Origin of the sequence: Gordonia sp. CNJ-863 (genome assembly GCF_001942325.1) — a bacterium.
GTDB lineage: Bacteria > Actinomycetota > Actinomycetes > Mycobacteriales > Mycobacteriaceae > Gordonia > Gordonia alkanivorans.
The window spans coordinates 208,569-220,655 of sequence record NZ_MKKG01000055.1 but is presented as its reverse complement, the minus strand read 5'-3'; the positions used below and the strand labels follow the sequence as shown (position 1 = coordinate 220,655).

The 12,087-nt window shown below is 66.0% G+C and carries 10 protein-coding genes, 1 tRNA gene and 2 pseudogenes; 10 read left to right on the top strand and 3 right to left on the bottom strand.

Translation table 11 applies throughout. The annotated features are described in order from the left end of the window. Positions 1 to 58: 58 nt before the first annotated feature. Positions 59 to 1,836: pseudogene (locus BJF87_RS21335) on the top strand (long-chain-acyl-CoA synthetase). 30 nt (positions 1,837 to 1,866) lie between these two features. Here the strand turns inward: BJF87_RS21335 and BJF87_RS21330 are convergent. Then, positions 1,867 to 2,198, bottom strand: a pseudogene (locus BJF87_RS21330) (hypothetical protein). Between the two features lie 58 nt (positions 2,199 to 2,256). Next, the gene (locus BJF87_RS21325) at positions 2,257 to 2,907 is read right to left on the bottom strand and encodes an alpha/beta fold hydrolase (RefSeq protein ID WP_075863874.1); all 651 of its coding nucleotides are present in this window, start codon (positions 2,905 to 2,907) and stop codon (positions 2,257 to 2,259) included. Positions 2,908 to 3,051: 144 nt separating this feature from the next. Between BJF87_RS21325 and pgm the strand changes: the two genes are divergently transcribed. Further along, entirely contained in the window at positions 3,052 to 4,695 is a 1,644-nt protein-coding gene (gene pgm / locus BJF87_RS21320; RefSeq protein ID WP_075863855.1) for a phosphoglucomutase (alpha-D-glucose-1,6-bisphosphate-dependent), read from the top strand. On the opposite strand, the gene BJF87_RS21315 is transcribed toward pgm, so the two are convergent. Next, positions 4,696 to 5,394 (bottom strand): VIT1/CCC1 transporter family protein, encoded by a 699-nt coding sequence (locus tag BJF87_RS21315; RefSeq protein WP_035751337.1) that lies wholly within the window; start codon positions 5,392 to 5,394, stop codon positions 4,696 to 4,698. 207 nt (positions 5,395 to 5,601) lie between these two features. Between BJF87_RS21315 and BJF87_RS21310 the strand changes: the two genes are divergently transcribed. From BJF87_RS21310 to BJF87_RS21275, 8 genes are all read left to right on the top strand, one after another. After that, on the top strand, positions 5,602 to 6,348 hold the full coding sequence (locus tag BJF87_RS21310) for a DsbA family protein (RefSeq protein ID WP_035751022.1): 747 nt from the start codon (positions 5,602 to 5,604) through the stop codon (positions 6,346 to 6,348). A 111-nt stretch (positions 6,349 to 6,459) separates the two neighbouring features. Then, a tRNA-Ala gene (locus tag BJF87_RS21305) sits at positions 6,460 to 6,532 on the top strand. Positions 6,533 to 7,728: 1,196 nt separating this feature from the next. After that, positions 7,729 to 8,886 (top strand): ABC transporter substrate-binding protein, encoded by a 1,158-nt coding sequence (locus tag BJF87_RS21295; RefSeq protein WP_075863854.1) that lies wholly within the window; start codon positions 7,729 to 7,731, stop codon positions 8,884 to 8,886. Further along, on the top strand, positions 8,867 to 9,190 hold the full coding sequence (locus BJF87_RS27255) for a hypothetical protein (protein WP_396246736.1): 324 nt from the start codon (positions 8,867 to 8,869) through the stop codon (positions 9,188 to 9,190). Before BJF87_RS21295 ends, BJF87_RS27255 begins: the two co-directional genes overlap by 20 nt. Continuing rightward, positions 9,121 to 9,930 carry a FecCD family ABC transporter permease gene (locus tag BJF87_RS21290; RefSeq protein WP_396246734.1) on the top strand — a complete coding sequence of 270 codons (810 nt, stop codon included), beginning with the start codon at positions 9,121 to 9,123 and terminating at the stop codon, positions 9,928 to 9,930. The genes BJF87_RS27255 and BJF87_RS21290 overlap by 70 nt, the downstream gene beginning before the upstream one ends. Beyond that, a complete protein-coding gene (locus BJF87_RS21285; protein WP_006360829.1) occupies positions 9,923 to 10,726 on the top strand; it encodes an ABC transporter ATP-binding protein in 804 nt (267 codons plus the stop codon). The genes BJF87_RS21290 and BJF87_RS21285 overlap by 8 nt, the downstream gene beginning before the upstream one ends. Continuing rightward, positions 10,723 to 11,358 carry a hypothetical protein gene (locus tag BJF87_RS21280; protein ID WP_075863853.1) on the top strand — a complete coding sequence of 212 codons (636 nt, stop codon included), beginning with the start codon at positions 10,723 to 10,725 and terminating at the stop codon, positions 11,356 to 11,358. The genes BJF87_RS21285 and BJF87_RS21280 overlap by 4 nt, the downstream gene beginning before the upstream one ends. Then, on the top strand, positions 11,355 to 12,050 hold the full coding sequence (locus BJF87_RS21275) for a hypothetical protein (RefSeq protein WP_075863852.1): 696 nt from the start codon (positions 11,355 to 11,357) through the stop codon (positions 12,048 to 12,050). The genes BJF87_RS21280 and BJF87_RS21275 overlap by 4 nt, the downstream gene beginning before the upstream one ends. The last annotated feature ends 37 nt before the right edge of the window (positions 12,051 to 12,087 follow it).

Below are 12,087 nucleotides of genomic sequence, written 5' to 3'. Positions count from 1 at the left end.
TTGTGGCGGATCTCCGGCTATGGTGTGTGTCGTCGAACACATACTGGGGAGGCTTTGAATGGTTGATCACGCTTCGGGGACCGGGCTCCTGCCCGACATCCGTCTCGCCGACATGGCGGCGGGCGTCGCATCGCTGCGCAAGGACATCGGGACCGTTCTGCGTGTGCTGCCGGAGATGCTGCCCAAGCCGCCGACGACAAAGATGTCGATCGGCAAGCGTTTCCAGCAGTCCGTCGACAAGTACCCCGACCGCGACTTCTTACGCTTCGAGGGCTCGTCGATCAGCTACCGCGAGGCCAACGCCCGGGCCAACCGTCTCGCCGATTTCCTGACGCGAGAGGGCGTCGGCAAGGGCGACGTGGTGGCGGTGCTCTCGAAGAACCACCCCGACGTCGTGATCGCCATGCTCGGCATCGTCAAGATCGGCGCCATCTGCGGCATGATCAACTTCCACCAGCGCGGCGCGGTGCTCGAGCACAGCTGGGGCTCCTCGACGCCAAGGTTGTTCTGTACCAGGAAGATCTGGTCGAGGCTCTCGACTCGGTACCGCAGAGCGCCCGTCCGGCAAAGGAATTCACCTTCGAGAAGCTGCCGTCGCTGGTCGCGCCGTGCTCGCCGGTCAATCCGAAGGCCACCGAATCCGTCGAGGTCGGATCGACCGCGATCCTGATCTTCACCTCCGGCACCACCGGATATCCCAAGGCCAGCAAGCTGAGTCACTACCGCTGGCTGGTCGCCATGAACGGCATCGGCGGCCTCGGGATCCGTCTGCGCAGCGACGACGTGATGTACACGGCGCTGCCCTTCTATCACAACAACGCGCTCACGATCTCGCTGTCGTCGGTGCTCAACTCCGGTGCCTGCCTCGCGATCGGCAAGCAGTTCTCGGCGTCACGATTCTTCGACGAGCTCATCGAGAACGACGCCACCGCGTTCAGCTACATCGGCGAGCTGTGCCGGTATCTCCTTGCGCAGCCGCCGAAGCCGACCGACCGCGCGCACCGCGTCCGGCTCGCCGTCGGCAACGGCTTGCGCCCCGACATCTGGGACGACTTCACCGGACGGTTCGGCATCGACCGCATCGTCGAGCTGTATGCGGCCAGCGAGGCCAACATCGGTTTCGTCAACGTTTTCGGGCTGTCGAAGACAGCGGGCTTCTCGCCGCTGCCCTACATCGTCGTCGAGTACGACGAGGAGACCGGTGAACCGTTGCGCGGACCCGATGGCCGGGTGCAGAAGGTCGGCAAGGGTGGCACGGGACTGCTTCTCGCACAGATCAACTCGCGCGTCCCCTTCGATGGTTACACCGACCCGAAGGCCACCGAGAAGAAGATCGTCCGCGACGCCCGCAAGAAGGGCGACCAGTGGTTCAACAGTGGCGACGTCGTCCGCGACCAGGGCTTCCACCACATCGGCTTCGTCGACCGCATCGGTGACACCTTCCGCTGGAAGGGTGAGAACGTCGCCACCACCGAGGTCGAGGCCGTGATCGACGCACACGACTCCGTCGAGGAGGCCGTCGTCTTCGGTGTGCCGGTGCCCGGCGTCGACGGCAAGGCCGGGATGGCGGCGGTGAGCCTCCACGACGGTCAGGAGTTCGACGCCGCGGGCTTCGCCGCGCACGTCCGGAAGGGGCTACCGAGCTATGCGGTCCCGCTGTTCGTGCGGATCGTCGACCAGCTCGAGCACACGTCGACCTTCAAGAACATGCGCACCGAACTGCGCAAGCAGGCCTACTCCGAGACCGGTGACGACCCGATGTACGTACTCTCCGGCGACACCTACGTCGAGTTCTACCCGGAGTTCGTCGAAGAACTGTCCGGAGCTCGGCGATAGGAGTGAACGGGGACCGACGTGGTGGCGGTGTCAGCCGTCCACCACGTCGTAGACCGCCTCGGCCGGCGCGGCCAGGAGCCGATCCGCCATCTCCTGCTTGAGGTAGGTCAGGCGCGCCTCCTCCTCGGCGGTGCGCTGACCATCTCGAAGGTGTCCCGTACACCGGGCCCGGTGTGTGCCGTGGCCACGACGATGTCACGGCGCTCGACCGAGCCGGGTTCACCGAGTTGGGGCAGAGCTCGCTCGAGGACCTTGAACGCGTGCGCGACGCCGCCCGGGAAGCCGGGACCGTGGTATCGGGTCACGTCGTCGATGGTGAAGGAGATCTGGGTGCCCTGATCGATGACGGTGATCGCGCTCATGCGATGGACTCCTTCGTGGTGCGGGCCGCCGGGGACCGGAGACTTCAGCCTGCGAAGTCTACTTACGGTGCACAGCGGACAGGCGCTCGCCCACGAACTCGAGTGCGCTCCGCTGCCACAGGCCGACATGATCGAGCATCGCGTGGCCGCCGTCGGGGACGTCGACGAACTCGGCGTCGACGCCCTGCGCCGACAACTCGTCGATGCCCTTGCGGGTGCGCTTGGCGAAGGTGCGTTCGTCCGCGGCGCCGTGGACTGCCACCACGCGGGCGCCCGGTTGGATGTGTCGCCAGTCGGCGTGCTGCCACCAGGGGGCGAGGGCGAGGACGCCGATGACACGGCGGTCGGCGGCGAGTTGCGCGGCGACCCGGCCGCCCATCGAATGGCCGATCGCGACGACGGGGGTGCCGGGGTGGCGTCGGCACAACTCGTCGAGCGCGGCGCGCGCCGGGAGCATCGGGCTGCTCTCGTCGCCGTTCCAGCCGTAGACGCGGTACCGCACCTGATGCACCCGTACGGCGCGTCCGTAGCGCAACCGCAACGACCACGTGAACGGGTACATGCGCAACGCCGATCCCTGCCACGGACTGAACGGCTTGCGGCTGTCGTCGGTGCCGCCGGGCAGCACCAGGACGAGAAGTCCGGCCGGGGCTCGCCGGGTCGGGAACAGGCCGGGGGAGAGCAGGCGCAGGGGACCGGGGTTCAACATGGTCTGGCAGGCCTCCAACGGCACGTCGTCGATCGCTCCACCCTAGCGATTCGATTCCGGGCGGAATATGGACCGGTCTGGTGAGCTTGACGAATTGGTGTCGTCGGACGGGCGAATTCCGATCTTGATGGCAGAATCGCGGATATGGCACATTCCCGCGCTGGAACATTGGCCCTGCCCGAAGACCTCGTCGACGTGGAGGCACTCGAGCGTGCCTATTACGACAACGTCCCCGATCCGTCGGACCCGTTGCAGCAGGTCGTGTTCGGGACCTCCGGCCATCGGGGCTCGAGTTTCGACACCGCATTCAACGAAGCGCATATTCTCGCGACGACCCAGGCCATCGTCGAATACCGGCGCAGTGCGGGAATCACAGGTCCGCTGTTCATCGGTTTCGATACGCACGCTTTGTCGATTCCGGCGTGGCGGACCGCGCTGGAGGTTCTCGCCGCCAACGAGGTGGCGGTGTTGACCGCCGAGGACGACTCGTATACCCCCACCCCCGCGGTCAGTCGGGCGATCCTGACGTTCAACAAGGAGAACCCCGGCGTACTCTCCGACGGCATCGTGGTGACGCCGTCGCACAACCCGCCTCGCGACGGCGGGTTCAAGTACAACCCGCCGACCGGTGGTCCGGCCGACACCACGGTCACCTCGGTCATCGCCGCCCGCGCCAACGACCTGCTCGCGGCGAAGCTCGACGGCGTGAAGCGGATCCCGTTCGAGCGGGCCCGATCCAGTGAGTTCGTCCAGGATTACTCGTTCCTACAGGGTTACATCGAGGGCCTCGGCGGCGTCATCGACATGAAGGCCATCCATGACGCCGACATCCACATCGGTGCCGATCCGCTCGGTGGTGCGTCGGTCGGGTACTGGGCCCACCTCGGGCTGCGCTACAACCTCGAACACCTCACCGTCGTCAATCCGACCGTCGACCCGACGTTCTCTTTCATGACGCTCGACACCGACGGCAAGATCCGGATGGACTGCTCGTCGGCGAACGCGATGGCGTCGCTGATCTCCGCGCGCGACTCCTTCGACATCGCGACCGGCAACGACGCCGACTCCGACCGCCACGGGATCGTCACGCCCGACGCCGGCCTGATGAATCCGAACCACTACCTCGCGGTGGCCATCGACTACCTGTTCACGCATCGTCCGCAGTGGTCGGAGCAGGCGGCGGTCGGCAAGACGCTGGTGTCGTCGTCGCTGATCGACCGGGTGGTCACCGGGATCGGGCGGCCGCTGCTGGAGGTGCCCGTCGGTTTCAAGTGGTTCGTCGACGGACTGCTCTCCGGACGCGTCGCCTTCGGTGGCGAGGAGAGCGCCGGGGCGTCGTTCCTCATGTTCGACGGCACGCCGTGGTCGACCGACAAGGACGGCATCATCATGGCGCTGCTCGCCTCGGAGATCCTGGCCGTCACCGGAAAGACGCCGTCGCAGCGGTACGCCGAACTCGCCGAGCAGTACGGGGAGACCTCGTATGCCCGTATCGACGCGCCCGCCTCGCGCGAGCAGAAGGCTGTGCTGTCGAAGCTGTCGCCGGAGCAGGTCAAGGCCACCGAACTCGCCGGTGAACCGATCTCCGCGATCATGACGACCGCGCTCGGCAACGGGGCGGCGATCGGCGGTCTGAAGGTCACCACCGAGAATGCGTGGTTCGCCGCCCGGCCGTCTGGAACCGAGGATGTCTACAAGATCTACGCCGAATCCTTCAAGGGCCCTGAGCATCTCGCGCAGGTGCAGAAGGAGGCGCAGCAGGTCGTCGACACCGCGCTCGGGAGCTGATCAGCCGCCAGCGGGAACGCCGATCGCCAGGCCCACCAGATAGGTGGCGCCGGCGGCGATCACGCCGAAGCAGAGCTGTCGCAGCGCGCCGCGGACGATCGGATGGCGGGTGACGTAGGCGGCGACGCCTCCGGCGATGAGCAGGCCGACGGCTCCGACCGACAGGCCGAGGATCAATGAGGAGAACCCGAGCAGGTAGGGGATCAGCGGGACGACGCCGCCGATGCCGAACATCACGAACGACGAGATCGCTGCCACCCACGGCGACGGCTTGTCCGACGGGGCGACGCCGAGTTCCTGGGTGATGTGGACGTCGACCGCACCCTCGGGGTCCCGATGGATCTCGTGCGCCGCGGTGGTCGCGGTCTCCTCGGTCATACCCATCTCGGTGAACATCTCGACGAGTTCGTTGAGTTCCCCACGGGGATTCTTCGCGATCTCGGAGCGCTCGACATCCACCTCGGCGTCGAGTTGCTCGTTCTGCGTCGACACCGAGGTGAACTCGCCGAGGGCCATCGAGAACGCGCCCGCGATCAGCCCGGCGACACCCGACAGGACGATCGTGTGCGCACTGGCCCCCGCCCCTCCGACGCCGGCGACGAGGCTGATGTTGGTGACCAACCCGTCCATCGCGCCGAATGTCGCCGCGCGCACCCGGCCGCCCGAGACGTCCGGATGCTCATGGCTGATCGGGTTCATTTCCTCGTCGACCTCGCTGTTGGTCACCCGGCGAGCGTAACGACGCATGTACCGGTGCGCTGGGCGAGCCTCATCCTGCTGATCGAGCAGGTGGCGGGCTTAGCGAGTAGTCGCATGAAAAAGTCCCCATCGACACGGCACGCAATCGGTGCCGGTTCGGTGCAGCTACTCAGCCGTTTATCAGCGCTGCGCGGATATTGTCGTTACGTGAGCGAAAAGCGTAAGTCGGGAGCCTCCGTGCCCCGTGCCACCACGTCGAAGTATCAGCCGAGCGCGCCGTCGAGCACGATGACCTACGTCCTCGGGGGGATCGCCATCCTGGTGATCGCGGGTCTGGTCATCGGTGGCATCTGGTGGAGCGGCCGCGACAAGGGCACGGCAGACCAGTCCGCGCTCGCCTCGAGTTCGACGATGATCGTCGGACCGGAGAATGCGCCGCTGATCGATGTCTTCGAGGATCCGCTGTGCCCGGTGTGCAAGCTCTTCGAGCAGCAGTCGGGACCCGCGATCACCGCTGCCGTCAACGAGGGCAAGCTCCGGGTTCGCTACCACACGCTCAACTTCCTGGACTCGAAGTCGGCGACCGGTGACTACAGCTCCCGCGCCGCGGGCGCGCTGACGTGTGTGGCGCAGGAGCAGAACACCGACTTGTTCCTCCGGTTCCACAGCGCGCTGTTTGCGGCTCAGCCGGCCGAGGACGGCACCGGCAGCATCACCAGCCCTGAACTCGCCCGCCTCGCGACCGAGCAGGGCGCGACGCCGGCGACCGCCAAATGCATCACCGACAACGAGAAGGTGGCGCAGGCGCAGCAGAACGCCGCCACGTCGAGCGATGAACTCAAGAAGGCTGCCGGCCAGGTGGGCACCCCGAGCGTGCTCCACGACGGCAAGCCCGTCGAAGGACTGCTCGACGGCTCCGGTTGGCTCGACGGGATCCTCGCCGGCAAGTCCTGATCCGGGAGGGACCGGGTCCTTGATAGGACCCGGTTCCTGCGGATTTGGTTGCTGTCGTGGCAGTGGTGTAACTTTCCTAGTGCCCTTGAACAGGGCGGAACAACAAAATGCGGGGCTATGGCGCAGCTGGTAGCGCACCACACTGGCAGTGTGGGGGTCAGGGGTTCGAGTCCCCTTAGCTCCACCGTTGAGAAACCCGCTCTGACCTCGGTCGGAGCGGGTTTCTTTATGTCCTGGCCGATCTCGGAGCGAGGCGATGTGTCCTCACTATGTCCTACCACTGCCGAGATCGCTGCCCACGGCATGAAAGCCCAGCATGGCTGGGTTCATGCCTCCCCGTTCCGTGCACCGACCCGAGTTCAAAGTCGGCGACCGCGTGCGGATCGCGCGGCTGGGCGATGCTGGCCGGGTGGCATCCACGTACTACATGTCACAGACTGCGACTCCAGCGGCGATCGGTTTCGATGTGCTCTCTCTCGACGGTCGAGAGCAGACCGATGTCATGCTCGAGCTCCGCTGAGAGCTGAAGGTGGACAGGAGGCCACGGAAGTGGCGTTCCGCCGACCGTGCCGACGTGAAGAGACTCCTGTTCGACGATGACCAGTAGCGAGGTCTACACGGGGGCGCAGGAGCCATAGATTCCCGCCCTGCCAGTGGAGGTGCCAACCGGTTCTCATGAAGCAGAGAGTAGGCAACCCCTCGCTCGCGTGCCGGGCGTCACGATCGGTCACCCGGTCATGGAACCATCGACGCCGCGGCTACGTCCAAATCAATCTCCATGACCTCGCGCATCCGCGTCTACCGACCGCTCCTACGACACGGTCGGACGCTCCGTGAGGGTGCTACGTTTCCGAAATGTTCAAGAGTCCGATCGAGAAACTGTCACTGGCTGCCGCCAAAGCCCGGCAGAACGGAGACACGTGCTTCGTGCCCGAGATACCTAACGCCTCGAATTTCGCCCCGGCCATCTCCGCCATCGAGGCGCAGGGGTGGAGGCTCGAGCACTGGGACGTGGGGTCGGCGGTATCTGGATTCATCAGCGCATATCCCGTGTTTCGCCGAGCTTAGCTCCACTCCCGTAAGGCGGGTCAGACTTTCGAGTCTGGCCCGCCTTTCGTCGTATCCGGGCCTGTTGTCGTTCCTCGGGTCGGGTCGATCCGCACCCCGATGGGTCCGACGACCACCAGATGTCCTCGTGCTCACCAGGTCTGCGCGGGGTCAGCCATTTCCGTGCCGCAGAACATCGGCACAGAATTGGCTGCCAACCCAAGGCTAACCTTGCTTAGTATAAGCTTCCCTAATTGTCGAAGATGTCCGTTCCGATGACGCCTGAGCGCTGAGCAGCGCATCGCGTCGCCGCCTGCTTGTCCTGGAGTCCAGATGGCTGCCCGCCCCCGTCCGTCCATCCCTGCCGCGAACTTGTCGCGCCGCGACCTCATGCGTTCGATGGGGGTTGCCGCGCTTGCCCTGGGCGCCCTGGGTGTCACCGCGTGCTCGAGCCGCGAAGCCGTCTCCGAGACCGCCGGCACCGGCGCCGCGGGCGGTCCGATCACCGTCGTCGACCAGTATCAGAACACGGTCACCTTCGACACCCCGGTCGGCCGTATCGCGTCGACGATCATCCCGGTTCCGTCGATGATCATCGGTTCGGACCAGTCCACCGCCCGCAACGTCGGCGTCAACGAGGTCGCGATCTCGATGGCCTCCAAGGGCATGCTGGGCACGATGTTCCCGGCGTTCCTCGACACCCCGGTGGTCGCCGGCAACGACTTCGTGCCGAACGTCGAGCACATCCTGAGCCTCAACCCCGACGTCGTGATCCAGTGGGGCGACAAAGGCGACGACATCGTCGCGCCGCTGCGTAACGCCGGACTGAAGGTGCTGCTGCTCAAGTACGGCACCCAGGAGGATCTCGAGGCGTGGATCTCGATCTTTGGGGAATTACTCGGCAAGAAATCGGAGGCCGACGCGGTCCTCGCGACGATGGCCGCCGACCGCAAGACCGTCGAGAAGGCAGCCGCAGCCCATGCCTCGGCGGCTCCGCGCGTCATGTACATGTACAACGCGCCTGACCTCAAGGTCGGCGCCGACAACAGCTACATGGACTTCTGGATCAAGCTGGCCGGCGGCAAGAACGTTGCCTCGGGTGCGGGTAAGGGTTCGAGCTTCGGTGTCACCCGTGAGCAGATCCTGGGTTGGGATCCCGAGATCGTGATCCTCGGCAACTTCGAACCGACGACACCCGCCGACATCTACGCTGATCCCCGCTGGTCGTCGTTGTCGGCGGTGAAGAACAAGCGGGTCTACAAGGCCCCGCTCGGCGGTTTCTCCTGGGACCCGCCGTGCTACGAGTCCAACCTGATGTGGATGTGGACCAACTCGGTCTTCTTCCCGGACGTCGACCACCAACTGCGCGGGCGCATCCGCGAGACCTACCGGACGCTGTACGCATACGACGTGACCGACGCCGACATCGATCGAATCCTGCACATGCCGGTCAACGCGGGCAGCGCGGACTATGACGACTTCCGCGCCTGAGCTCGTCGTCGAGCCCGAGAAGACACGTGCGTCGACGCGCATCGTGGTGCCGCTGGTCCTGACCATCGGCATCGTTGCGGTGGGCCTGATCTCGCTGTCGGTGGGTCGCTACACCGTTCCGGTCAACGAGGTCGCCCGCATCCTCGTCAACGAGGTGATCGCGTTGCCCCGCACCTGGACCGAGGCGGAGACCAACGTGGTTCTGGGCGTGCGACTTCGCGCGTCCTGCTCGCCATGCTCGTCGGTGGTGGGCTGGCCCTGGGCGGCGCGGCACTACAGGCGGCGTTCCGCAATCCTCTGGTGAGCCCGCAGATCCTCGGGGTGTCCTCCGGGGCGTCGTTCGGCGGTGTCCTCGCGCTCATCTTCGGGCTCGGATCGGCTTTCCTCGTCGGTGGGGCGTTCCTGTTCGGTCTGGTTGCGCTCGGCATGGTCCTGCTGATCGGGCGCACGCGGGCGGGCGGGCCGATCCTCACCATCGTGCTCGGCGGTGTGGTCACGAGCGCCTTCTTCTCGGCGCTGGTCTCGTTCATCACCTACGTCGCCGACCCGTACACGACGCTGCCGTCGATCGTGTTCTGGCTCATGGGTTCTCTGGCCACGGCCGACATGGGGAAGGTGCTGATCGCCGCCATCCCCATCCTCATCGGCACAACGGTGCTGATCGGGCTGCGCTGGCGGATCAACATCCTCTCGCTCGGCGACGACGACGCGACCGCGCTCGGACTGAACCCGGGACGGCTGCGCGCGGTGTTGCTGACGATGGTGGCGTTCATGACCGCCGGTGCCGTGGCGGTATCGGGGGTGATCGGCTGGGTCGGCCTGGTCGTCCCGCACATGGCCCGGCTGTGGGTCGGACCCGACCACCGGATCTCGATGCCCACGACGTTCGTCCTCGGTGCCGCATACCTGACGATCATCGATACCTTGTCGCGCACCATCAGTGCCGGGGAGATCCCGCTCGGTATCCTCACCGCGATCATCGGTGCCCCGGTCTTCGTTCTGCTCCTGAGCAACTCGCGCAGACAGGCGTTCATCGATGGCTGACCACAGCGCCCTGGAATTACGGAACGCCGGCTTCCATTACCCGCGCTGCGACTGGGTGTTCCGGAACGCCAACCTGCGCATCGACGGAGGCATCACCTCCATCCTCGGCCCCAACGGGCAGGGCAAGACCACGCTGCTGCGCTGTATCGCCGGCTTGACGCGGTTGTCCGAGGGCACGGTCACCCACGACGCCGCGATCGGTTATGTCCCGCAAGCGAGTGCGTCGAACTTCGCCTACTCGGTGTTCGACATGGTCCTGATGGGGCGGGCCAAGAAGGTGTCGGCGTTCGCCACCCCCAGCCGTGCCGACGCCGCACGCACCCGCGAGATCCTCGAGCGGGTCGGGATCGCCGAACTGGCGACGCGCAGCTTCGCGGAACTGTCCGGCGGCCAGCGCCAGCTCGTGCTGATCGCACGAGCGCTGGTGTCCGACTGCAACTTCCTGATCCTCGACGAACCGGTCTCGGCCCTGGACCTACGGAACCAGGCCCGCGTGCTCGAGCTACTGCGGAATCTGGCGACCGAGGGGATGGGCATCCTGCTCACCACCCATCACCCCGATCACGTCCTACACCTCGGCGGGCGCGCCGTGGTGATGCGTTCGGTCGACGACATCCGCGTAGGGTCCGTTCCGGAACTCGTCACCGACGATGTGCTCAGCGAGCTGTACGGAATCGACGTGGTGAGTACGACCGTCGACGACCGCGGCGGCCCCCGCACCGTTCTCTACACCCGATATGACACGTTCGCGGATACAGCCCCCGCGGCGCCCTCCCTACAGAAAGTATCTCGATGAGTACCGAACCGACTGCGCCGCAGTCACTTCCACCTGTTCTGCATCTGACCATGGGATCGAACGCCGGCATGTCCGGCGGCACCGACGTCTCGGCTCAGGTCACGCCCGTCGACCTGTACTCGCTCGACGAAGTGGATCTGACCACCGTCCGCGGGCTGCTGGTCAACGGCAACTGCGACCAGATCTTCCTCGAACGACGTCGCGACCTGCTCGCCGAGTTCGTCACCGCCGGTGGCCGGGTCGCGATCATGGGGCATCCCCTGACCCGTTTCCTGCCCGGCCTCGGCAAGTGGCGCAAGCTGCAGTACTTCGGCCCCAAGGACCTCGCGATCGTCTCCGGCGACGCGCATCCCGTGTGGGAGGGAGTCGATCCGGTCGACGTCAGTTTCCGACGCGGGGTGTCCGGCTTCTATGCCCGTGGCTACAGTGACAAGCTGCCGGAGGGGGCGGTGGTGGCAAACCGCATCGGCCGCAACGCACTTCCGGTCGACTACGTGTATCCGCTCGGCGCCGGCCAGGTGCTCGTCCACGGTGGCCTCGATGTCGGTGTCTACCAGGAGGACCCGAACACCTCCGCACGAATCTTTCCTCAGCTGCTCACGTGGCTCGCCCAGCAGGAGGCCCAGGTATGACCACGACCACCGATCCCGTCGCCGAACCCTTCGCCCGCACCGACCGCGCGCCGCGCTCGCGCCGGCGCCTGGCGTTCGTCCACGGCGGCTCGCACTTCCATCTGCAGACGCTGAAGGACCCGGCGGTGATCGCGCATCAGCCCGAGTTCGTCTACCTCGGTGATCTCGCCGACTGGGATCTCGACGCGTTCGACACCGTCGTGCTCGCCGACCGGCTTCATCCCGAACTCGTTCGCAAGCACACCGCGCAGCTCCTCGCGGTACCTCAGCGTGGCGGAACGCTCGTCGTGCTCGGTGAGAACGCCGCCCACACCTGGCTTCCGGGCGTCTCGTGGAGTCCTCGTCCGACCAACTTCTGGTGGTGGCTGGAGGGCTCGGACCCGTTGATCCGTACGCGTAACCCCGAGCACGAGGCGTGGGAGTACCTGTCCACCAAGTCCGTGATCTGGCATCACCACGGGTTGCTGCACAACGAGGCCGACGTCGTGCCGCTCGTGGTCGCGGAGGAGCCCGATGAGACCGGTGCACGCGCCGACGCGGGCGCGATCCTCTACGAGGACACCGTCAGCACGCCGGGCCGGATCATTGCCACCACCCTGGACCCCACGTACCACCACGGCAACAACTTCATGCCTGGTTCGACGCGGTTCCTGTACTCGCTTTTGAGGTGGCTGGACAACACCGGCAGCTGATCGTCGGGGAGTGTCTCGGTCGCCAGCACCGGCCATG

Excerpts from the sequence above, each read along its gene's own strand:
- BJF87_RS21325 (WP_075863874.1), bottom strand. The coding sequence starts at position 2,907 with ATGTTGAACCCCGGTCCCCTGCGCCTGCTCTCCCCCGGCCTGTTCCCG.
- BJF87_RS27255 (WP_396246736.1), top strand. The coding sequence starts at position 8,867 with ATGACGACTTCCGCGCCTGAGCTCGTCGTCGAGCCCGAGAAGACACGT.
- BJF87_RS21275 (WP_075863852.1), top strand. The coding sequence starts at position 11,355 with ATGACCACGACCACCGATCCCGTCGCCGAACCCTTCGCCCGCACCGAC.
- pgm (WP_075863855.1), top strand. The coding sequence starts at position 3,052 with ATGGCACATTCCCGCGCTGGAACATTGGCCCTGCCCGAAGACCTCGTC.
- BJF87_RS21280 (WP_075863853.1), top strand. The coding sequence starts at position 10,723 with ATGAGTACCGAACCGACTGCGCCGCAGTCACTTCCACCTGTTCTGCAT.
- BJF87_RS21295 (WP_075863854.1), top strand. The coding sequence starts at position 7,729 with ATGGCTGCCCGCCCCCGTCCGTCCATCCCTGCCGCGAACTTGTCGCGC.
- BJF87_RS21315 (WP_035751337.1), bottom strand. The coding sequence starts at position 5,394 with ATGAACCCGATCAGCCATGAGCATCCGGACGTCTCGGGCGGCCGGGTG.
- BJF87_RS21285 (WP_006360829.1), top strand. The coding sequence starts at position 9,923 with ATGGCTGACCACAGCGCCCTGGAATTACGGAACGCCGGCTTCCATTAC.
- BJF87_RS21290 (WP_396246734.1), top strand. The coding sequence starts at position 9,121 with ATGCTCGTCGGTGGTGGGCTGGCCCTGGGCGGCGCGGCACTACAGGCG.